Consider the following 22,103-nt stretch of genomic DNA (forward strand, 5'->3'; position numbering starts at 1 on the left):
TGAGGGGGTCGGCCACGACCCCCTCATACCCCCTGGCAGTGTGCCTTATGAAAGGCCCTGCAATTCGTCAAGTTATTTCTGGGACGGCACACTGGCCGCATCAAGAATTAGATTGATTTCGTCCCCAAAACGGGATATTCTTCTCAGCGATCTTCCAAAGACTGTGTCTGGTATGCCTCACGTCCTGCTTTTGTCCTGGATTGATCCTTATTGATAGACAGTGTCCTTAACTCAAGCTTCTGGAAGGAGGTAGCGGGATATGGCTAAGGAGCTCAATTTCGGTGTCCGTGCGAGAGAGTTCCTAAAGAGAGGGGTGGACCAGCTGACCAATACCGTCAAGATCACGCTCGGACCCAGAGGGCGAAACGTGGTCCTAGACAAGAAATTCGGTGTCCCCTCAATCACAAATGACGGTGTCACCATTGTGAAGGAAATTGAGCTACCCAACTCTTCCGAGAACCTGGGAGCGCAGCTCCTCAAAGAAGTCGCGAGCAGGACTCAGGATGTTGCCGGCGACGGGACGACGACGGCCACAGTGCTTGCCCAGGCGATGGTCCATTATGGCATGAAGAATGTGGCGGCAGGCGCGAATCCGATGGAGCTCAAGAGAGGAATGGACAAGGCGGTCCAAATTATCGTTGACGAGCTCAAGACACTCAGCAAGCCAATCAAAGGAAGAGATGACATTGCGCAAGTGGCAACTATTTCGGCAAACAATGACAGAAGAATCGGGAAACTTGTTGCGGATGCCATGGAGAAAGTCGGGAAGGATGGAGTTGTGACGGTGGAAGAAGCAAAGAGCATGGATACCACCGTGGATATCGTTGAAGGCATGAGATTCGACAAGGGTTATGTCTCCCCCTATTTTGTGACAGATGCGGAAAGAATGGAGGCGGTCCTCGAAGACTGCCACGTTCTCATCCATGACAAGAAGATCGGCAGCCTGAGAGAGCTCCTTCCTGTTCTCGAGCAAGTGGCGCAGGTCGGAAAACCGTTACTCATGATCGCCGATGAGATTGAGGGTGAGGCGCTCGCTACACTGGTTGTGAACAAACTTCGGGGCACGCTTCTTTGCTGCGCCGTGAAGGCGCCGGGGTTCGGGGACAGAAGGAAGGCGATGCTTGAGGATATCGCCACAATCACGGGCGGAACTGTGATCTCTGAAGAAATGGGGCTGAAGCTTGAGAACGTTTCTCTCAAACATCTGGGTGGAGCCAAGAAGGTCACCATAGACAAGGACAATACGACCATAGTCCAGGGACTTGGGAAAAGCTCTGAGATAAAAGCAAGAATCGGCCAGATCAAAAAAGAGATTGAGCTCACCAAGTCCGACTATGACAAGGAAAAGCTCCAGGAGCGGCTTGCCAAACTTGCTGGAGGAATCGCTGTGTTGAAGGTGGGAGCCGCGACCGAAGTTGAACTGAAGGAACTCAAGGGGAGAGTCGAAGACGCCCTGGCGGCGACCAGATCGGCAGTCGAAGAGGGCATTGTGGTGGGGGGGGGAGTTGCTCTCTTGAAAACCCTGGGAGCACTTTCCCGGCATAAGTTCAGGGGGGATATGCAGGTGGGTGTGGAAATAGTCGCAAAGGCGCTTGAGGCACCCTCCAGAATGATTGCGATGAATGCAGGGGAAGAGGGGACCATGGCGGTCGAGAGAATCAAGGGAGAGAAAGGCAATTTCGGCTTCAACGCAGAGGCCGGGAAGTACGAAGATTTGATGCAGGCAGGCGTCGTTGATCCCACAAAGGTAGTCAGAACTGCGCTGCAGAACGCCGCCTCTATTGCCGGGCTTATTCTTACTACGGAAGCGATAATCACTGAGAAGCCCGAAGAGGAGGAGAAGTCTCCGGGCGCGTAATGCATCTGGTGTGAGATGATTGCTGATAGACTAAAAAAACTGCCAAGATATTTCTTTGTCGAGCTGGATTTTCTGCGGGCTGAGATGGAGAAAAAGGGAGTCTCAGTGATAAATCTGAGCGTCGGAGATCCCGATATTGCCACTCCTTTTCCGGTGGTGGAAAAGCTGAAAGAGTCGGCATCGCTCCAGCCGAATCAGACCTATCCTCCGAGCACAGGACTTCAGGCCCTAAGGGAAAAAATAGCAGCGTGGATGGCGAAGAGATTCAATGTGACCCTTGATCCCGACAAGGAAGTGCTTGTGCTTGTAGGGTCGAAAGAAGGGATCGTCCACCTTTCCCTGGCGCTCCTCAACTGTGGCGATGTGTCGCTTGTGCCGCAGCCCGGATATCCGGCCTACAAGGCATCGGCTGTGCTTGCGGGCGGCGATCCGCACCCGCTTCCGTTGAAAAAGGAAAGGGGATATCTCCCGGATTTTGGCTCGGTCTCGGAAGAGGTTCTTCGGAGGACGAAACTTGTATTTCTGAACTATCCAAACAATCCGACAGGAGCGGTCTGTGACAAAGCTCTGTACGAAGAGGCAGCCGGGCTGGCGAGAAAGTATGGTTTTGTGGTAGCCAGCGATGCAGCGTATTCTGAGATAACTTTCGACGGATACAAATCTCCGAGCCTCCTCCAGATTCCGGGCGCAAAGGATATCGGGATTGAGTTTCACTCCTTTTCCAAGACTTTCAGCATGGCAGGATGGCGCATTGCATTTGCCGTGGGCGGGAAGGAAACTATTCAGGCGCTTGCCTCAGTTAAATCGAATCTTGATTCGAGTGTCTTCAAGCCCATCCAGTTTGCGGCGATCGAAGCTCTTTCACTTGGCGGCGGTCACTTGGAGAAGCTTAAGGAGACCTACAGGCGGCGGAGAGACCTGGCGGTGGAAAGACTATTGGGGCTTGGGGTTAATGTGGCGAAGCCCCTCGGGAGCTTCTATCTTTGGGTTCCGGTGCCTCAGGGATGCGACTCAGCCGCCTTTACAAAAGAATTGCTTCACCAGTGTGGAGTGCTCGTCGCGCCCGGCACTGGATTTGGAGAAGAAGGTGAGGGCTACGTCAGGATCTCGCTCACTTCCAGCGAGGAAAAGCTTGAAGAGGCCTTTGGCAGAATTAGTGACAGTCACCTATTTTCGCGCTGTCGCGATGTGATCGTCCGCTGAGAAAATAGCCGAAAAGCACTCGAGAATTGGTGGCTGAAAATAGGTGACTGTCACTATTTAAGAAATAGGTGACTGTCACTAATTAAATATGGACCGGATAAGACTCAACAACATTGTTCTGTACGGATACCACGGCACCTCTCTGCCGGAAAGCCAGATGAGGCAGAAGGTCGAGGTTGACGTTGAGCTCAGGGTTCCTCTCGAAAGACCGGGTAAGGACGACAACCTCGAAGAGACGATTGACTACACGAAGGTCTATTCTCTTGTCGAGGAAGTCGTCACGGAGAAAAAATTCAAGCTTCTTGAGGCTTTGGCCCATGAACTTGCCCTGAGACTCCTTTCTTCATTTCCGGTGCAAGAAGCACTTGTCAGGGTAAGGAAACTGAATGTACCATTTGCCGGGAACGCATCGAATGTCGAGGTTGAGGTCTCCCGGTCCAGGAAGTGAGACAAGAGAAGTGAGAAACGTATTCATAGGATTGGGCTCTAATCTGGGTGAGAGGGAAGCATCACTGAAAGCGGCAATTGAGATGCTTTCAAAACTGCCGCAAACCCTCTTGATCAGGGTTTCGTCTCTCTACGATACGGCTCCGGTCGGTGAGCTTGATCAGCCGAACTTTCTTAATGCAGTCGCCATTATTGAGACCGGACTCTCTCCGCGGAAGCTCCTCTGGAATCTGCTTCTCATTGAAAAGAGACTTGGGAGGACACGACAGAAGAGGTGGGGTCCGAGAGTGATTGACCTGGATATTCTTTTTTACGGGAATCTGATTGTCGAGGAGGCGGACCTGATAATCCCGCATCCGGAGATTGAAAAGAGAGCTTTTGTCCTTGTCCCGGCATCAGAACTTGAGCCTGAGTTCATCCATCCACGGAAGGGCGAGACGCTCTCGCAACTTCTCAAGCGCCTTGACCTGCGATCTTCCTCTGTGAAGCGAAAAGGCCGCCTTTGGTTCTGACATGAAAGAGGCGAGCTATGTCGCCATAGAGGGAGTGATCGGGGTCGGAAAGACAAGCCTCGCCCGGATTCTCTCCGAGACGTTCGGTGCTCACCTTCTGCTTGAAAAGGTCGAAGAAAACCCGTTTCTAAAAGACTTCTACAAGGACAGAAAAAGGTATGCGTTTCAAACTCAGATGTTCTTTCTCTTCTCGAGATACCAGCAGCAGAGAGAATACGCACAGCGAAACGTCTTCTATCAGAGAACCGTGAGCGACTACATTTTTCAGAAGGACAGGATCTTTGCGAACATGAATCTCTCTGATCAGGAGCTTGCTCTCTATGAAAGGGTTGCCCCGATACTGGAAGAAGGAATTCCGAACCCCGACCTCGTCATATATCTTCAGGCCTCCACGGATATTCTTATGGAACGGATTCACAAGCGAGGGCGCACCTTTGAACATGAGATTACACGGGACTACATTGAGGCGCTGAATGACGCATACAACTACTATTTCTTCCACTACACGGAAACGCCGCTTCTGGTCGTCGCGACATCTGAGATTGATTTTGTGGCAAACCCAAAACATCTGGCTGACCTCGTGGCCAGGATTCAGGGACACGAAAGCGGCACCACCTACTACACCCCTGCGGGTATTCTCTAGGGGCTAAGCCCAAGAGCCCGGGGAACACCGGAAGGACCCGGACATGTCTGAAGGGAAAGTCACAACCGAAACTGTAAAAGCCATGAAGGAAAAGGGAGAGCGGATTGCAGTGCTCACCGCGTATGACTACCCGACAGCCAGGCTCATGGATAGCTGCGGGATCGACATCATTCTCGTCGGAGATTCAGTCGGAATGGTGGTACTTGGTTATCAGAGCACTCTACCTGTGACCGTCGAAGAGATGATTCATCACACAAAGGCGGTTTCGAGAGCGAAGCCGAGAGCTCTTGTCGTGGGGGATATGCCATTCATGTCATTCCAGGCGGGCCCGGCAGATGCCCTTAAGAATGCCGGAGAGTTCATAAAGAAGGGCTCCTGCGAAGCAGTCAAGATTGAGGGCGGAAAAATGAGATGTGAGACTGTGAAGCTCCTCGTTGAAAATGGCATTCCCGTGATGGGTCACATCGGGCTCACGCCGCAGTCCATTCTGAGCTACGGAGGATACAAGGTACAGGGAAGGATTTCGGAGCAGGCGGCACAACTGAAGGAGGATGCACTCGCGCTGGAAAATGCCGGGTGTTTCTCGATTGTGCTCGAAGCAGTCCCGTGGAAGCTCTCGAAAGAGATAACTGAATCTCTGAAGATTCCGACGATAGGCATAGGCGCGGGTCCCCATTGCGACGGACAGGTGCTGGTAGTCCACGACATGCTTGGAATGTTCCTTGAATTCACGCCGAAATTCGTGAAGCGTTATGCCAATCTTGCATCAACGATGAAGGAAGCATTCTCGGACTATGTTCGGGAAGTGAAGTCAGGGAAATTCCCTGACCTGGAGCATAGCTACGAATAGGGAAGCGGGATCGGTGGAAAGTCAGGTTTCCGACTCCCGTCACCGGCGCTGAGCCCTCATGAAGGTAATCGGAAGAGCAGCTGAAATGAGAGACTTCTCCGACTCGGAGCGGAGGAAAAAGAAGAAAATCGCCTTCGTCCCTACCATGGGATATCTGCACGAGGGGCACCTGAGCTTGCTGAGGAAAGCCCGGAAGATTGCCGACACAACGGTCATGAGCATATTCGTCAACCCGCTCCAGTTCGGTCCTGCCGAGGATTTTAAGCACTATCCAAGAGCTCCTAAGAAGGACCTCATGCTTGCGAAGAACGAAGGGTGCAGCGTTGTTTTCATTCCCGGCATCAACGAAATGTATCCGGCCGGAGAGAAAACAAGAGTCGAGGTTCTCGGACTGTCAGGCATCCTCTGCGGCAAATTCAGGCCCGGCCATTTTGTGGGAGTCACCACCGTTGTTGCGAAACTTCTCAATGCCGTGAATCCGCATTTTCTCGTTCTTGGAAGAAAAGACGCGCAGCAAGCGGCCATAATTGAGCGAATGGTGAAAGATCTCCATTTCCCTGTGAAGGTGGTCGTCTGCCCGACTGTACGGGAGAAGGGCGGACTTGCCGCCAGTTCGAGGAATAAATATCTTTCGGACAGCGAGAGGCAGGATGCTCTGGTTCTTTTCCGCGCGCTTTCGCTCGGCAGGAGACTCATACAACAAGGAGAAAAGAGGGCCCGCGTAGTAAGAGAGAACATGCGGAAGCTCATCAAACGCTTCCCGTCAGTCAAGCTTGAGTATGTTTCAGTCGTTGATCCGCGGAGTCTTGAGGAAATCAAGACCGTGAAGGGAAATGTAATTCTTGCGCTGGCAGCAAGGCTGGGGAAGACAAGGCTTATAGACAACGTTCTTGCCGGCGGAAGACGATAGAGGGGATTGGGACTCGTCGAATCGTTCCAAGAAGAAGATGCGTGAGTTTGTTTCGATTCTTCTGGCTGCAGGGCAGGGGGTCCGTATGGAGAGCCCGCTGCCGAAGGTTCTGCATCCGGTCAAGGGAAGGCCCCTAATCAAATATGCGCTTGACCCGATTCTACAGGTTCGGCCGCTGCGGAATATCGTGGTTGTCGGGTACGGAAGAGGTGAAGTGATCAGAGTCCTTGAAGGTTATCCCGTCGAGTTCGCCGTTCAGGACGTGCAGAAGGGAACCGGCCATGCCGTTTCTGAGGCGGGGCGGCTCCTCGCCGACTACACGGGCACCGTCCTTGTTCTCCCCGGTGACGTGCCGCTCCTCACAGTCTCCACGCTCAAGAAACTCATGAAGTTTCACATGGACGGCTCTTATGCGGCAACTGTCCTAACCGGTGACGTTGAAAACCCGTTTGGATACGGAAGGGTTGTGAGAGACAAACAGGGTGATCTCGTGAAGATTGTCGAAGAGAGGGACGCCGGCGTTTCGGAAAAGAGGCTGCATGAGATCAACTCCGGGATTTATTGCTTCGAATACCCTCCGCTCAGGGAAGCCCTTGCCGAGCTCAAGAATGAAAACGACCAGGGCGAGTACTACCTCACTGATACTATTGCGATTCTCAGGGCTAAGGGGCTGAGAATCGGTGTCTTGAAGGGCAACAGCGAGGAGATTCTCGGAGTGAACACCGTGTTGGAATTGAAGGCGGTCGAGAAGAAAATTATGAAGAGTCCTCGGGAAGAGAATTGAAATGAAAAGAATGTGGGCTGAGTGGCGGATGTCGTACATGCAATCCGGCCAGAGCAAGGGGTGCCTCTTCTGCAATACGATAAAGATGGGAGATAGGGATGCTTTCGTGCTCGAGAGAACTGAGCACTCGTTTATGATGCTGAATGCTTTTCCTTACAATTCCGGTCACGTGATGGTGGCACCGTCAAGGCACGTGCGATATCTGCACGGGTTGAGAGAGGAAGAGCTGTTGGATCTCACGCGGCTGGTGGCGAAGGGTGAGAAGGCCCTGAGGTCTGCTTACAAACCTCAGGGACTCAACATTGGAATGAACTTGGGAAAATGCGCCGGGGCAGGGGTGCCGGGACATCTCCACGTTCACATTGTCCCAAGATGGGACGCCGACACGAATTTCATGCCTGTCATAGGCGAAACGAAAGTGATGCCGGAGAGTCTTCCATCCACCATGAGAAGAATCAAGGCAGCTCTCAGAAAAATCGGAGGGCCGGGTGCGAGGAAAAAGAGGGGGCGGAAATAGGGCAACGGGAATATTGACCTTGCTTTCGCTCCTGGCTGTGGTAGCCTTTGTTGTATCGGTGGGAGCAAGGGTGGTGAATCGCTACGAGCCGGGATTCACTGAACTCAAAGACATCAGAGTCCAGGTGTTGAACGGCAGTGGAGAAGAAGGAGCGGCATCGAGGACTGCCGAGCTGCTTACCGAGGCGGGCTACTCGGTGACCGAAGTCAAGAACGCCGACAGATACGACTATAAAGGGATTCTGATTGTGGACAGAACGGGTGACAGAAAGAAAGCAAATGACGTGGCAAGATTCCTGGGAGTCGAAGATGTCATACTCCAGAGGTCTGTTTCCGACCTTGAGGATGTCTTGGTGATCGTCGGTAAAAAACGGTAGGAAGGCGGTGAAAAGTCCATGCCGAACATCGGGTTCAACGAACTTCTAATAATTCTCGTGATAGTACTTCTGCTTTTCGGCGCAAAACGGCTTCCTGACGTTGGAAAAGCGCTCGGAAGAGGAATAAGGGAGTTCAAGAAAGCCACAAGAGAAATCGAGAGTGAGATAAAGGACGAAGACAAGAAAGACGTTCAGTAAAGGCTTCTCCTTCTTCAGAAGACACCGAAGGCCTTGCCCGGTCTTCCGGCCTCCAGTCTGAAATCTTTTATTTTTGCAGATTTCTTCAGATCATCAAGCCACCTGGCATATACCTCTCTTTGCTTTCCGGACATTAGCTCGCCCATCAAATTCTCTTTCTGAGAGAGGAAACTCTGCTCGTCGATGGGAATTGTGTCATCCACTTTGAATATGTAGGAGCCTCTGTCGGTGACAACGGGGCCTCCGGCTGCTCCCTTGTCAAGCGCAAAGGCAGCGGCAGTCAACTCAGGCGGAAGGAAAACTCCTTCGACATATCCACTGCGATTGAATGCGCCGATCTTTATTACTTGAAGTCCGGCGTCTCTTGCCCCGGCTTCCAGACTCCAGCCCTCGCCCAGCCTCCTGGCCAAGTCGTAAGCCTTCTTCTCTGCCGCCAGCTTTCTTCTCCCGGTGATTACCGCTCTTCTCACGTCTTCCTGCACTTCCGAAAGAGGCCTCACGTGGGCCTTCGTCTTGGACATGAGCTCAAGCACGTACCAGCTATCGCTCCTTTCGTATGGCTGGCTGATTTCCCCGACGCTCGCGGCGCTATTGAAAGCGAACTTGGGCGCCTCCTCTCTCAGCAAAAGCTTGGGGATGAACTTGCCTTCTTCAAAATGTCCCGTCCTCTCAAAGGTCAGTTTCTGTGAGTCTGCAAACTCTTTCAATTTGCCGTTCTTCTGATCGTGCGCCTCCCACGCGAGGTCTCTCGCCTTTGAAAGAGTCTCCTCGCTTGGCTGTACGTTCATTGCGATCTCTCTAATCGTGACCTTCTGCTTGCCGCCTTCCACTTTTCTTTCTTCCAGCCTTATGAGCTTCAGTCCTCTTCTGTCCTCGAAGATTCCCGAGACCTGCCCGACCTTGAGTGTCTCCAGCGTCTTGATAACCGCAGGGGAAAACCCTTCCACTTGAGCCAGCCCTATCTGCCCCCCATTTCTCGCCGATGGCGCTTCAGAATAGCTCTCGGCAAGCTGAGCAAAATCGGTCCCGGCCTTCAGCTCATCGAGTACGGATTCCATCCTTCGCCTGACTTCAGCCTCATCTTCTTTTGAAGGTTTCTTCTCGATCTTCACGAACCCAAGCTCGACTTCATCGCCAACCATGAAATCGTTTGTGTGAGCTTTGTAGTACTTCTCTATCTCCTGCCCCGTAACATTCTCCTCGGATGCTGATAAAGGAATTGCCTCGAAGAGCATATAGCTTATGGCCACCTTCTCCTGAGTGTTTCTGAAATAGTCCTTGATCTCGGCACCCGAAACCTTGACGGTGCTCACCACAAGCTCCTGGAGAACCTGCGCAGGAAGCGTGGCTCTGACGTATTCCTCGATGGGTCTCCAGTCAAGTTGAGGATCATCAAGCGCCCTCTTGTACTTCTCGACATCGAACTGCCCGTTTGTCTGGAACGCGGGATTCTGGGTAAGCAGCGGAGGCGGGTTTCGTCTGATGGCAAAAAGAACTTCGTCATCTGTCACTCTTATCTTCCACTTCTTGACCTGCTGACTGATAAGAGTCTGTTCGATAATCTGCTGCCACGCCTGTTCCGTCAGCATGTATCTGTCCGCCTCTGTAATGTCCGCCTCATTCTGCTTCTTGAAATTCTCAAATGACGCCTGGATGGCCCTCTGATATTCGGCAAAGGCTATTGCCTCTCCGTTTATCTTGCCGGCAATCCCTGTCTGAGGTCCGCCGCCAAGACGGAAATCGAGTCCCCACCCGAGGAAGATGAGGCCGACAAAAGCGATCACGGTTATCCAAAGGATTATCTTTGTGTTTCGTCTCATTGTTCCGAGCATTCTTGCATCCTCCTTTTTCGCAAGGAACCATTCTACTAGTTCTTCGTTCTTGAAGCAAGTGTCTGTGAAGAGAGCGTGTCGGGTCGTGCAGGAGGAAATCCGGCAAAGAGGCGCAATATTCTTGACAAGCTTTTCTTCGGCGTGTAGCCTTTCTACATTGGTCTTTGGGGGGACTGGAGATTTGATGATATTGCGTTCTGCAATTTGCTTTTTCTGCCTCTTTCTTGTCCTTCAGTTATGTCCATCTCGAGCCGACAGTCTGACCCCTGAAGCCATCCGGGAAGCGGATGACGCGCTTGCCTCGGGGCATCCAGCTTCCTCTTATGAGCTCATCAGGGGATATGTTCCTCATGCAAACGACGCTGAGGAAACTGCCGGGACGTATTTCATGATGGGCAAGATCCTCCGAAGACTGAACCGGAACGTTGATGCCGGCTACGCTTTTCACAGGGCCGGTATTGTCTCTTTTCCATCGTCGTCCAGGGAAAGTGCGATTTTTGAAAGCGCTCTTTCATGGTTCAGGGCGGGACAATATGAAAAGACTATTTCGGAGCTCCAAACACTGGGAAGGCTCTTTCCGAAAAGCAGCCTGACCGGGGAGGCCTTGTTCTGGCAGGGAGAGGCAAACTACCGGCTTGGCCGGCTTGCAGAGGCAGAGGACTGCTACAAAAAGGCAGCGAACAAGGTATCCGGTGAAACAGCGAGCTATGCTTTCTACGGAATTGCCAGATGCCTTGTGGAGACCGCGAGAATCGATGAGGGTATTGAGACCTTTCAGCGGTTGCTCGAATCATCCCCTCCTGACTCTCTCCGAAGATTTGCTGTCTTCGAGCTCGGAGTTCTTAACTACTATCAAGGAAGAAATGAAGAATCCAAGAAATGGTTTGAGCTTGTTCTGACCGGGAACGAGTCTGCGGAAACGGCTGCAAGGGCCCATCTTTTTCTTGGTGAGCTTGCCCTGAAGGCGAAAGCCCCGGGAGAGGCCTCGTACCATCTCAAGAAGTCTCTGGAAGGCGAAACTGATCAAACTCTGAGAAACTGGGCGCTCTATGACCTCGGGTGGGCGGCGCTTTCATCGGACGAGCCCGGCGAGGCAATCTCATACCTCGGACAGCTTGATTCAAACAGCCTCACTCAGGAAATGCGGAAGGCCTCACTTTATACTCTCGCAGTCTGTTACTCAGGCCTCCACCGGTATGCGGATGCAATCTCCACACTGAAGGAGCTTCTCTCAGACAAGACAAAGGGAAAGTGGAATGAGCTTGGCTATTTCACCCTTGCATGCAACTACCTCCTGGTGGGTGAGCTATCACGCTCTGTCCAGGCGCTGAATACGCTTCGTAAGAATTACCCTGATAGCGAGCTTAAGTCCCAGGCCGAGTTTCTGACTGGAGACGTTCTGTACAAGGAGAAGAGGTATTCCGAGGCGATAGAGGCCTACAAGAGGAGAGTGTACTCGCAGAAAGAGTTCCTTCGTGACGGAGCGCTTTTGAAGATTGGATTTGCAAACTTCAGACTCAGGAATTTCCTCGGCGCAAGGGATTCGTGGAGAGAACTACTTCAGGAGTTTCCCCGGAGTGAATATGCGGATGAGACCAGTTTCTGGCTTGCAGAGGCGGAGTTCAGACTTGGAAGCTACGGAGAATCCCTGAAACTGTTTGACGGAATTCACCGGAGGAATCCATCGGGCGATCGGGCTTTTGAAGCTCTCTACGGAGCAGCATGGTCGAGCTATCAGATGAGGGACTTCAGGCAGGCTCTGTGGAGTTTCAAAAAGGCGCTTGATGACTATCCGTCCTCCGGGAAGAGGGACGACATACAGTTCAGGATAGCCAACTGCTACTACAGTCTGAGAGACAGGGACAAGGCCGTCGAAGCCTACGAGCTGCTCATAAGACAATATCCCGAGAGCAAGTTTGCAGATGAGGCGCTTCTCTACGTCGGGATCTCTTACTACAGGGATGAAAGGTTCGATGATGCAATCCGCACATTCCTGAAATTTTCTCTCCGGGAAAAGTCAGGCCCGCTCAAACACGATGCTTCATTCTGGACTGCGGAATCATACTCCCGAAAGGGTGAGTACGATAGCGCCGCAGTCCTGTTCAAGAAACTCTCAGAGACGCCTTTGGTGCCGGATAGTCTGGCCGCGACCGCCAGGCTCAGGCTTGCAGATGCTCTCTTCAATGCAGGCAAGGCGTCTCAGGCGGAGCCAATCTACAGGGAGGTAATTCGCGGAAAGGGGCCGCTTGAGGTAATGGAAGCGGCTTACTACGGGCTCATTCGCTCGCTCGAAGCCCTGGGATATAAAGACGAATCGCGAAGAGTGTCGGGCGAGCTTTCCGAGAAATTCCCTGCCAGTTCAAAGGGAGCGGAGTTTCTGCTCAAGTCCGGAGAGGCAGACATGCGGGCGGGGAACTACCAGGGCGCCCTACTGAGTCTCGAGAAGGTCGCCAAGACCACCCCGTCTCAGGACGTTTTCTTCCGGACGCTTCTGCTGATCGGGAAATCAAACTTTGCTCTTGGGATGTATGACAAGGCGCTGGAGAGTCATGACAAAGCCCTTTCGAGCGACGACAAGTACATAAAATCATCAGCCCATCTTGGCGCCGGGCTCACGTACCACAAGATGGGAAACCCGGGCCGCGCAGTGTCTGAATTTGAGCAGTCCATTGCCTTCGCGCCAAACTCTGAAGCTGGGATAAATGCAAGATTCAACATGGGGAAGGCGTATCTCGAACTTGGAGATACGGTGAAGGCGGAAAACACCTGGCAGGAATTCCTTCTGAACTGGAGAAGAGAAACGGAGCTCACCGGAGAGATTAACTTCTGGCTTGGTCTTATTCATAGAGCAAAGAGGGATTATGAGACCGCGCTGGAAAATTTCAGCAAGGCGGTGCAGAATCTTGCTTCCGAGAGAGGCGCAGAGGCACAGTACTGGAAAGGGCAGTGCTGCTTCGATCTCAAGGATTTCAGAAAGGCCATCGTCGAATACAGAAAGGTGTCGGAACTATTTCCCGGCTATGCCCTCTGGGGTGTTGCCGCAAGGTTCAAAGTCGGCGAATGTTACGAAGAACTCGGCATGTGGAAGGAAGCGAAGGATGAGTATGCACTCATTGCCAGGGACGCGAAGGACGGGACGTCGATACAAGATGCAAGGGAACGGGTAAAGTGGATCGAAGAGAAACAAAAGTGAAGAAGATTGCCCTGGTTATCCTTCTCGGTCTCATGCTCTCGGAACCGCTTTCTGCCCAGCAGAGGGAGGAGAAACCTCCAATTGAGCTTCCTGAAGTCATGATAAAGGGAAAGGACGAATCTGTCCTCGAAGGGACTGAAAAAGAGGAAAGGGCTGAGCAAGGCTCAACACAGATTATTGCCAGGCCTCCGCTGGGAGAAAAGCTGGGTTTTTCACCGGGGCTCGGTCTCCTGACCCCTGTCTTGAGAACGTACGGTCAGGAAGCTGAAAGACAGAGCTTTCCGTGGAGAAGTTTTCTCTCTCTGGGCTCGTATTCTACGGTTGAGGGATCGGTGGCCAACAAAGAAGATGGAAGAAGATTTTCGCATTATCTGAGCCTTGACGGCGCGAGCTCGGAGGGGTTCATTGAGAACGGGTCTTATTCCAGCGGCGGTCTCAAAGGCAGCGTGACGAGAAGATTTGAGAAGAGCAGCGCGAAGGCCGGTGCAGAGTACCTGTTCCGCAGAAGTGAGCTTCCCTACTTTGTGTTTTTCCAGACAAGGACTCCGTACGAAAAACAGAGGGAGACCGCAAGCTACGGGGAAATCGATCTCTCGGGAAGCACAGAGCTTGCCGGTAACTTCGTTTCTGGAGAGATCACGCTGGATGGCGGAAGGCTGGGGTCGGGCACAGAAAGATTTTTTGACCGCTATTCTGGAATGCTGTTCTCTGCGCACGGTGCAAGACTGCCAAGCGGCAGAGGTCTCGAGTGGAAAGGAAATGTAAGCGCGGGGTTTCGAAATCTCTCGCCGTCGCGCGGGGGTTCTCTTGCGAGGAGAATCCTCGATGGAAACGCAGGGATTTCCGGCAGCACGGGTCAAGCCGATTATTTTCTCTTCCTCAACTACTCTGCCTACGGGGACATCTCGCTCCTGGCCCCGTCTTTGAGCGTAGGGATTAGTGTCGGAGAGGGAAACTACATGTGGATCAAGCTGGGTTCTGAAACCAAACTGCCGGATTTTCAGAAGCTCTACTCTGAAGAAAGTTACGTAACCGGGAATCTCCTCGTCGGGCCGGAGCGCACGTGGCCTGTTTTCCAGTTTGGCGTCACTCAGAAGAAAAATCACACGGTAAGGCTTGATCTTGATGTTTGCGCCGAGGAGAAAAGGGGAATTCAGACCTGGGATGATGCTGATTCAAACCGGATTTGGCAGCCGGTAACGATTCCCTCCGGAAGTGTTCTTGGCACAAATGCGAAACTGCTAGTCGGAAGAGAAAGCAGGCTTTTCGCCACAATACAGTATTCGTTCAAGAAAACTGAAACAGCTTTGGGGATGATTCCGTTTGTACCTCAGAACGCAGTCACGATCGAGGGGCACCGGAGGGGGAAGATTGACGGAGTCGTCAGGGCGGGCTACATCGGGAAGAGGTATGCTGATGAAGGAAAAGCAATCTCTCTCAAAGCGTACTGCTTGCTTGGGGTTGAATTGAGGAGTAAAGTCGGAAAAGGTTTTGAAGTGTTTCTCAGAGGTGAGAACCTTCTGGGTTCAGAATACGAGACAAAACCGTACTATCGCGGGCCGGGCGCTTCGGTTTCTGCAGGAACGCGAGCCTGGTTCTGATGCGGATGATTGAATAGAGACAAAGTCCCGCATTTCCATGCAAGGAGGTAATAATGTTTGAAATCATCGAGAGGGGTGGAATTCTCATGGTGCCTATAGTCCTTTGCTCCATCGCCGCTCTGGCAATAATCATTGAACGACTCATCCAGGTAAGAAGAGCCGGCAAGCTCACTCGGACTTTTTTGGCCAAGGTCGAACAAGCTCTGGTTCCTGGAAAGAGCCAGGAGGTGGAAAAGCTTTCTCATTCTTCCGAGGGGCCCATGGCCTCGATTTTCAGGGCAGGTTTAGGTGCTGCTGCATTAGGAGAGGAAAAGGTCAAAGAGGCACTGGATGAAGCCGGCCAGAAGGAGATAGTGGGACTTGAGAAGTACATGGGCGGGCTTGCCACGATAGTCGGAGGAGCGCCGCTTCTGGGTTTCCTGGGAACCGTGCTCGGGATGATTCAGGCATTCCAGAGAATCGAGCAGTTAGGCGGCAACGTGAACGCTTCGGTTCTGGCAGGCGGAATCTGGCAGGCGCTCATAACAACTGCAGCAGGTCTCAGTGTCGCAATACCGACATTCTTTGCTCACAACTATATCATCGCCAGAATACGTGGTGTGGTTTTGCAGATGGAAGAGAACTCGAACCGGCTCATAAGAGCTCTGAGGGAAAAGGGATGAAAGAGTTGAGATTCACAACAAGAGCGAAGTTTCTTACCGGACTCGATAACACTGCGATGGCGGATATAATATTCAATCTTCTCATCTTCTTTCTTCTTTCCTCTTCGTTCATTCTGCAGACCGGGATCAAGGTCAATCTTCCTTCGTCAAGGATTCCTGAGGTACAAGAGAGAAGGAGAATCATCGTAACTGTTACGAGGGATGAAAGAGTCTTTCTGAACGACAAAGAAGTCTCATGGAGTGCGCTTGAGCCGGAGCTCAAGAAGGCAGTGAGCTCTGCCCGGGATAAACTGGTCGTGATTCAAGGAGACAAGGAGATTTCTCTGGGCAGGACTGTTCAGGCCATGGACTTGGCGCGGAGCGCGGGGGCGGAAAGGCTCGCCCTCGGGACCAAACCGCCCAAGGAATGACAAACCAGTCACGGACCGGAACACAAAGACAGACCGTCAGTACACTTCCGGCCTGAGAGGATGAATCGCGGAATGACAAGCTTTGCGGCTGCACATGCCAAGAAGGACAGGACTCTTACATTCACCTCTATCCTCTCCATTATCGTCCATGTTGCCATCCTCCTCCTCGTTTCGCTGCTCCTCCTTCACAGACCTCCGCTACTTTCTCAACCGATCGAAGTTACACTGTTTCAGACAGCAGGGAGCCTGCCTGATAGAGGGTCACCGCCTGGTGGACCGCAAAAGCCGGCCGGCGTCAAAGAGAAGCCGGCGGAAGCCACAAAAGGAGGATTGCGCGAGACTCCAGCCGGCGGGGCGAAGGAGAGCAAGCTTTCTGCTACAGAGCAGGGGACGGAGAAGATCGGGCCTGCCCGGACTGAGGAGGAAAGGCGAAGATCTGCCGAGGAAGAGAGACTTGCCAGACTTTCTTCCATGAGAAAGGACATCGGTGAACAGCGTGAGCCGGGCAAGGGGAAGGAAATTCGCGCAGGCGGCAGGTATGGTACGGAGGCAGGAATAAGCGAGGGACCTGTCGGGCGAAGGCTTGTACTTAGCAGTGTCCTTCCAGGCTATCCCGAGTGGGCAAGGAGAAAGGGAATTGAGAGTGAGGTTGTGCTCAAGTTCTGGGTCTCAGCCAACGGAAAGGTGAAGAATGTTGAGGTTACCCGGTTCTCCGGGGTCCCTGAATTCGATCAGCTTGCGGAGAACGCGCTCTATAAATGGAGATTCGAATCGCTCAATCCCCAGGAGCCCCAGGTGGATGAATGGGGTGTCATATCCATGCTGTGGAGGCTCGAGGATTGAGCCACCCTCTTCAGATTCTTCTCCTCCTCTCAATGATGGTTCTGCTGGCCAAACTTGCCGGCGGACTCTCCAACAAGCTCGGTCAGCCTGCGGTATTCGGCGAGATGCTGTTGGGACTCATTCTCGGTCCAACATTCCTGAATATTCTTTCCTTTTCCATATTCGCCTCTCACGACCCGTCTCAAGGAAATCTCGGCCAGCTTGTGAACGACCTTGCAGACATCGGGATTGTGCTTCTCATGTTCGTTGCAGGGATGGAGACAGACCTTAAACAGATGAAATCGGTCGGGCTGGCCTCGGTGGTCTCCGCGGCCGGGGGTGTGATCCTCCCGATGGCCGGCGGCATACTTGTTTCACGGGCGTTTGGCTTGTCGTGGAGGGAGAGTGTTTTCATCGGAACAGTTCTCACTGCCACAAGCGTGAGCATATCGGCACAGACTCTCATGGAGCTCAACGCTCTCAAATCAAGAGTCGGCTCAACGATAATCGGTGCTGCGGTGCTAGATGATGTCATGGGCATAATTGTTCTCTCTCTCGTCGTTGGCTTCAGCGGTGGCGAGAACGTAAGCATCGTCGGGATAGTCATCAGGATTATTCTCTTCTTTGTTCTGTCGATTCTCCTCGGGCTCAAGTTCCTTGAGAAAATAGTCGAGAAGGCAATCAAGATTCCGGCAAGCCAGGTGCTGCTGGCCGTCGTGCTGGTCGTGACTTTCATGTATTCATGGAGCGCAGAGTATCTCGGCAAGGTCGCTTCAATAAGCGGCGCGTACATTGCCGGAGTTCTCTTTGCGAGGACCAGGTTCAGGGAAGCAATAGACCACGGAATTCATCCCCTGACATATTCGATGTTCGTTCCTGTTTTCTTTCTCAGCATCGGATTGAGGGCGGACGCAAGGCATTTTGGCTCGAGTCTCCTCATATTCTTGGCTATCCTGCTGGTTGCGGTGGCCGGGAAGATTGCAGGATGCGGAGCCGGGGCACTGCTGGGCCGCATGACCAGAAAGGAGGCGCTGGGAGTCGGCGTCGGCATGATCTCGAGAGGGGAGGTCGGTCTCATAGTCGCGAGCTACGGCCTGAGCCACGGAATAATCGTAGGTGATATCTTTTCGACTCTGATTGTAGTAGTGCTTACAACCACGATGATAACGCCTATACTTCTGAAGAGAGTCATACCGAGAGGCGGCATCGAAGCTGAGGAACCGGTTTTTGAGTCAGTCGCTCATCTTGAGAAGGAAGAACGCGAGGATCGACCGTGAAGGGATCGCAAATTTCCAGTCCTGACCTGACCAGAATCATTCTTGACAGCCTTGAGCTGGGGCATGTGGCGATCGACAAAGACAAGAAGATACTCTTTATCAACAAGAGGGCAGAGTCGATACTCGGGCTGGAAGTCGGCGAGGGTGTCGGGATGTCCTTCCCGGCGCTTCTTAACATCAAAGACGACAAGTGGCTATCGCCCGACTATGAGCTGAAGCTCGGAGAAGTCTCATCCCGGGAGACCAAGGTCAAGGTTAGAGGCAAGGAACTGTATCTGAGGCTTGAGACAGACCCGCTCAAAGACTCATCCGGCGAGCCGGTCGGCACAGTCGTCATACTTGAAGACATGGGAGAAGGCGATCCCGATGACGAAATGCAGAGAAAAATGGATAGACTCGTATCTCTCGGAGAGCTTTCCGCATATGTGGCACACGAGATCAGGAATCCTCTCACCGGAATCAGGACGACGGTTCAATTTGTCGGGTCAAAGCTGAGACCGGGGGATTCGCGGAAAGAAGACCTTGAGGACGTGATAAAGGAGCTTGACAGGATTGAGCAGATTATCACCGATCTCCTTCAATTCGCAAGGCCGCAGGACAAAAAGCCCGCCCTGGCGAATCTGAACACGGTTGTAGAAAGAGTCATCGATAATCTTGAGGTCCAGCTCAGGACGCAGAAGATAGAAGTCGCGCGCGAGCTGTCGGACAATCTTCCGCAGCTCTGGGTGGACCCCGACATGATTCAGCAAGTATTCCTGAACATAATGATAAACGCAGTCCAGGCAATGCCCGATGGCGGTGAAATAAAGGTGAGCGCCGGGTCGCGGCGCGGAAGGTACAAACGGACGTTTGCAGACATAACCTTTGAGGATTCAGGACCCGGCGTGCCCGAAGAAATAAGGGAGAAGATATTTACGCCTTTCTTCACGACGCGGCCGATGGGTACCGGTCTTGGACTGGCTATTTCGCTCCAATTGGTCAGAGAGCACGATGGAAGGATCACGGTAAGGGACAGCTCTCTGGGCGGGGCTCTTTTCCGCGTGAGCCTGCCGGTAACACGGCCCTGACAGGAGGTTTTCTTTGGCTCCGACAGTAATCGTCATAGATGACGAGGCTCTCATAAGGAAGTCCCTTTCCAAGGTCCTGAGGGCGAAGGGATTCAAGGTTGAAACCGCCGACACCTGTTCTCAAGGGCTTTCCGTCATAGAAGAAACCGATCCGCAGATTGTGATTGTCGACCTCAAACTCCCGGACGGCAACGGACTCGATCTCATCCCAAAGATAAGGCAGGTGGACCCGTCGATTCGATGCATAGTGATAACAGGCCACGGTGATATCCAGTCTGCGGTTGAGGCAATGAAATTGGGCGCCAGCGATTTCTTAAAGAAGCCATACGACATGGAAGAGATTATCCTGGCTGTTGAAAGCGCTTCCAGCGATTTCCTGATGAAGAGAGAGCTTGACTCTTACAAGAGGAAGGAGATGGAGGTTTTCGGCGGAAGAAAGATGGTCGGGAACAGCGCGCCGATGGAGGAGATCAGGAAACTCATAGAGAAGGTGGCGAGGAGCGACGCAACGACCGTGCTTGTGCAGGGGGAAAGCGGGAGCGGGAAGGAACTGGTCGCGCGAGCGATTCATCATTCGAGCGAAAGGGCGAAGTTTCCATTCATGGAGGTGAACTGCTCGTCGTTTCAGGAGACGCTTCTTGAGAATGAGCTCTTCGGACACGAAAAAGGCGCGTTCACGGATGCCTTGGAGCTCAAGAAGGGCCTGGTCGAACTCTCGGACATGGGAACGCTTTTTCTCGACGAAGTCGGAGACATGCCTCTCTCAACCCAGGCAAAGCTCCTGAGGTTCATAGATAACAAGTCATTCAAGAGGGTGGGCGGTTCCCGCGACATAACCGTTGACATACGCATTATAGCCGCCACGAACAAGGATGTTGAGAAAGCGGTTGAGATAGGATCTTTCAGGCCTGAGCTCTACTACAGACTCAAGGTGGTTTCAATCCACGTGCCTCCGCTCAGGGAGCGGCCGGAGGACATAGTGACCCTGGCGGAGTTTTTCATGGATGAGTTCAACCGGCAATTCAGGAAGAGGTTCACGGGAATATCGCCAGAGGCCAGAGAAATTCTTCTGGGCTATCGCTGGCCCGGCAACGTAAGAGAACTGAGGAATATTCTCGAGAGGGCCGTTCTTCTGGAGGACAGTGGAACTCTGGAGAAGAAGCACTTGCCGAAGGAAATGGTTTCATCCGTCGAAGAGGCTCCAAAGTCGAAGAGACTCCCTGGATTGCCGCAGGAATCCGATCTTGTGACGCTTGACGAATTGGAATTGAACTACATCAAGAAAGTGGTGGAAGCGGAAGGAGGCAACAGAACCAGAGCCGCAAAGACTCTTGGAATATCACGACAAAGTTTGATAGACAGGCTAAAGAGAATAGAGCCCAACGAAAAGGTCACGCGCTGAACAAAATCCCCAAAGCCCGCCTGCAGGACCAGCTGCAAACGTAACAACTGTCCAGAAAGCATACACTCCCAATTCCTTTACACGTCCCGAACCGATTGATCAGTAATTAGATGCAGCAGAATGGCAGTTGACTGTATGGAATCTGTACAAGTGAATCGCTCCAGCCGCCATGGTGTTAGAGTCTCAATCCAGATGGACCTGCCTAGAATGATTGGAGGAAATCAACCTAACAATCTACAGTTTAGTGTGTTACAGAATCCAGACAACCCGTCGCCATCACAGAAAAAATAGTTTGGCACGGCAGTTGCTTCACCTTTAAAAGATACATGATTACTTGGAGGGATTGGTTGGGAAAGAATGTGCTCATCGTAGATGATGAAAGACTGCTTACGCGGACGCTTGCAAATGCACTTAGGGAGGCGGGGTACGAGACTGTCACTGCCACGTCTGCTGAGCAGGCTGAGAAGCACATTTTCTCCGAAGAGAGATTCGACATTGTTCTCCTGGACAACCGTCTTCCGCGAACAAGCGGGCTCAGCATATTGAAGAGAATGAGAGACGAGAATGTTTGTTCCAAGATCATTCTCATGACGGCTTATGACAGTCCGGAGGTGAAGGCAGAGGCCAAGAGATTGAAGGTGGACAAGTATGTGAAGAAGCCGTTCGACCTCACGAGAATGCTCTCGGAGATTGAACAGCTCCTGGGCAAGAACGAGGTCGGCGGTACCTAGGAGAGGAATGCTCGGTCCTCTCGCTCGCCAGCAATTCCTAGGAAGGAGGGGGGTGAAAGGAAATGGCAAAAAAGAAAGCAAAGGCTAAAAAGAAGAAGAAATAAGGAAGGCTGGATTGGCCACGTCCTCTGGGGGTTGGTCTAAGTTCGAGCGCTATGACCAATCCCCAATATTTCACCCGTCCCGAGAGAGATGGAACCTTGAGATTGACCTGCTGTTGCCATCGAATAGTGGCTGTAGGAAAAGGCAAAAGCGGAACTTGTTCGGTCTTGAGGCCTGTCTCAGAGGCGGACAAAACTTAGGAGGGCTTCTCGGATGGACGGACTTGGTCCTCATATTGTGCTGGATGGGTACCAATGCGACAAAGAAAAGCTGGATGACATTGATTTTATCTTCGATGTCCTTGATGAGTTTCCGGATAGGATCGGGATGACAAAGATAATGCCTCCCTACGCCTTCAGGCACGGCGAGGGCGGGGAAGCAGGAATATCTGGTTTTGTCCTGATTGCCGAGAGCCACATAAGTATCCATACGTTTCCGGAAAAACGATTTCTCAATCTGGACATCTTCTCCTGTGAGAGCTTTGATGCCCGCGAGGCCGTGCGTTTCGTAAAAGAAGCCTTCCGGATAAGAAGGGTCTCCTGGAAGCTGCTGCACAGAGGCAGAGAATTCCCGAGAGACCTCAGGGCAAGCAGAAAAATAGTGCTCCTTCACAGAGGTTCGGTCAGGAAGGAGCTCGTGAGAAAGGCCTAGCCTGCTTTATGCATAAACTTGCATGAACGTGGTATCGAGCGCCATAAATTACGGT

At 52.4% G+C, this 22,103-nt stretch carries 23 protein-coding genes; 22 read left to right on the forward strand and 1 reads right to left on the reverse strand.

The features are described from left to right. The 12 genes from QME66_09180 to QME66_09235 all read left to right on the forward strand — a co-directional run. Positions 1–214 (forward strand): hypothetical protein (locus QME66_09180; GenBank protein MDI6809137.1); only part of this gene is annotated, 214 nt, incomplete at its 5' end. A gap of 45 nt (positions 215–259) precedes the next feature. Next, positions 260–1,858 (forward strand): chaperonin GroEL, encoded by a 1,599-nt coding sequence (gene groL, locus QME66_09185; GenBank protein ID MDI6809138.1) that lies wholly within the window; start codon positions 260–262, stop codon positions 1,856–1,858. A 15-nt stretch (positions 1,859–1,873) separates the two neighbouring features. Continuing rightward, positions 1,874–3,061 (forward strand): LL-diaminopimelate aminotransferase, encoded by a 1,188-nt coding sequence (locus tag QME66_09190; GenBank protein MDI6809139.1) that lies wholly within the window; start codon positions 1,874–1,876, stop codon positions 3,059–3,061. An 88-nt stretch (positions 3,062–3,149) separates the two neighbouring features. Continuing rightward, positions 3,150–3,509 carry a dihydroneopterin aldolase gene (gene folB / locus QME66_09195; GenBank protein MDI6809140.1) on the forward strand — a complete coding sequence of 120 codons (360 nt, stop codon included), beginning with the start codon at positions 3,150–3,152 and terminating at the stop codon, positions 3,507–3,509. A gap of 10 nt (positions 3,510–3,519) precedes the next feature. Then, a complete protein-coding gene (gene folK / locus QME66_09200; protein ID MDI6809141.1) occupies positions 3,520–4,020 on the forward strand; it encodes a 2-amino-4-hydroxy-6-hydroxymethyldihydropteridine diphosphokinase in 501 nt (166 codons plus the stop codon). A gap of 1 nt (position 4,021) precedes the next feature. Beyond that, positions 4,022–4,663 carry a deoxynucleoside kinase gene (locus QME66_09205; protein ID MDI6809142.1) on the forward strand — a complete coding sequence of 214 codons (642 nt, stop codon included), beginning with the start codon at positions 4,022–4,024 and terminating at the stop codon, positions 4,661–4,663. A 43-nt stretch (positions 4,664–4,706) separates the two neighbouring features. After that, positions 4,707–5,513, forward strand: coding sequence for a 3-methyl-2-oxobutanoate hydroxymethyltransferase (gene panB / locus QME66_09210; GenBank protein MDI6809143.1), 807 nt, complete (start codon positions 4,707–4,709; stop codon positions 5,511–5,513). 58 nt (positions 5,514–5,571) lie between these two features. Beyond that, positions 5,572–6,423, forward strand: coding sequence for a pantoate--beta-alanine ligase (gene panC / locus QME66_09215; GenBank protein ID MDI6809144.1), 852 nt, complete (start codon positions 5,572–5,574; stop codon positions 6,421–6,423). A 37-nt stretch (positions 6,424–6,460) separates the two neighbouring features. Next, positions 6,461–7,207, forward strand: coding sequence for an NTP transferase domain-containing protein (locus QME66_09220; protein MDI6809145.1), 747 nt, complete (start codon positions 6,461–6,463; stop codon positions 7,205–7,207). Between the two features lies 1 nt (position 7,208). Beyond that, entirely contained in the window at positions 7,209–7,724 is a 516-nt protein-coding gene (locus QME66_09225) for an HIT domain-containing protein (protein MDI6809146.1), read from the forward strand. Further along, the gene (locus QME66_09230; GenBank protein ID MDI6809147.1) at positions 7,696–8,100 is read left to right on the forward strand and encodes a LytR C-terminal domain-containing protein; all 405 of its coding nucleotides are present in this window, start codon (positions 7,696–7,698) and stop codon (positions 8,098–8,100) included. The genes QME66_09225 and QME66_09230 overlap by 29 nt, the downstream gene beginning before the upstream one ends. Before the next feature lie 18 nt (positions 8,101–8,118). Then, a complete protein-coding gene (locus QME66_09235; GenBank protein MDI6809148.1) occupies positions 8,119–8,298 on the forward strand; it encodes a twin-arginine translocase TatA/TatE family subunit in 180 nt (59 codons plus the stop codon). A 14-nt stretch (positions 8,299–8,312) separates the two neighbouring features. On the opposite strand, the gene QME66_09240 is transcribed toward QME66_09235, so the two are convergent. Next, positions 8,313–10,130 carry a SurA N-terminal domain-containing protein gene (locus tag QME66_09240; GenBank protein ID MDI6809149.1) on the reverse strand — a complete coding sequence of 606 codons (1,818 nt, stop codon included), beginning with the start codon at positions 10,128–10,130 and terminating at the stop codon, positions 8,313–8,315. A 190-nt stretch (positions 10,131–10,320) separates the two neighbouring features. Here QME66_09240 and QME66_09245 point away from each other — a divergent pair, with 190 nt between their 5' ends. From QME66_09245 to speD, 10 genes are all read left to right on the forward strand, one after another. Then, the gene (locus QME66_09245) at positions 10,321–13,323 is read left to right on the forward strand and encodes a tetratricopeptide repeat protein (protein MDI6809150.1); all 3,003 of its coding nucleotides are present in this window, start codon (positions 10,321–10,323) and stop codon (positions 13,321–13,323) included. Beyond that, positions 13,320–14,924 carry a hypothetical protein gene (locus tag QME66_09250; protein ID MDI6809151.1) on the forward strand — a complete coding sequence of 535 codons (1,605 nt, stop codon included), beginning with the start codon at positions 13,320–13,322 and terminating at the stop codon, positions 14,922–14,924. Before QME66_09245 ends, QME66_09250 begins: the two co-directional genes overlap by 4 nt. Before the next feature lie 53 nt (positions 14,925–14,977). Continuing rightward, positions 14,978–15,586, forward strand: coding sequence for a MotA/TolQ/ExbB proton channel family protein (locus tag QME66_09255; protein ID MDI6809152.1), 609 nt, complete (start codon positions 14,978–14,980; stop codon positions 15,584–15,586). After that, positions 15,583–15,996 carry a biopolymer transporter ExbD gene (locus tag QME66_09260; protein ID MDI6809153.1) on the forward strand — a complete coding sequence of 138 codons (414 nt, stop codon included), beginning with the start codon at positions 15,583–15,585 and terminating at the stop codon, positions 15,994–15,996. The genes QME66_09255 and QME66_09260 overlap by 4 nt, the downstream gene beginning before the upstream one ends. A gap of 72 nt (positions 15,997–16,068) precedes the next feature. Beyond that, positions 16,069–16,839, forward strand: coding sequence for an energy transducer TonB (locus QME66_09265; protein MDI6809154.1), 771 nt, complete (start codon positions 16,069–16,071; stop codon positions 16,837–16,839). Further along, positions 16,836–18,095, forward strand: a complete 1,260-nt coding sequence (locus QME66_09270) for a cation:proton antiporter (GenBank protein ID MDI6809155.1) — start codon at positions 16,836–16,838, stop codon at positions 18,093–18,095. Before QME66_09265 ends, QME66_09270 begins: the two co-directional genes overlap by 4 nt. After that, positions 18,092–19,162: an ATP-binding protein gene (locus tag QME66_09275; protein ID MDI6809156.1), complete on the forward strand. Its 1,071-nt coding sequence runs from the start codon at positions 18,092–18,094 to the stop codon at positions 19,160–19,162. Before QME66_09270 ends, QME66_09275 begins: the two co-directional genes overlap by 4 nt. 13 nt (positions 19,163–19,175) lie before the next feature. Continuing rightward, positions 19,176–20,564, forward strand: coding sequence for a sigma-54 dependent transcriptional regulator (locus QME66_09280; GenBank protein ID MDI6809157.1), 1,389 nt, complete (start codon positions 19,176–19,178; stop codon positions 20,562–20,564). Positions 20,565–20,911: 347 nt separating this feature from the next. Beyond that, positions 20,912–21,295 (forward strand): response regulator, encoded by a 384-nt coding sequence (locus QME66_09285; GenBank protein ID MDI6809158.1) that lies wholly within the window; start codon positions 20,912–20,914, stop codon positions 21,293–21,295. Between the two features lie 315 nt (positions 21,296–21,610). Then, complete coding sequence (speD, locus tag QME66_09290) at positions 21,611–22,048, forward strand: adenosylmethionine decarboxylase (protein MDI6809159.1); 438 nt, start codon at positions 21,611–21,613, stop codon at positions 22,046–22,048. The last annotated feature ends 55 nt before the right edge of the window (positions 22,049–22,103 follow it).

It is taken from the genome of Candidatus Eisenbacteria bacterium, from assembly GCA_030017955.1.
GTDB lineage: Bacteria > Eisenbacteria > RBG-16-71-46 > JASEGR01 > JASEGR01 > JASEGR01.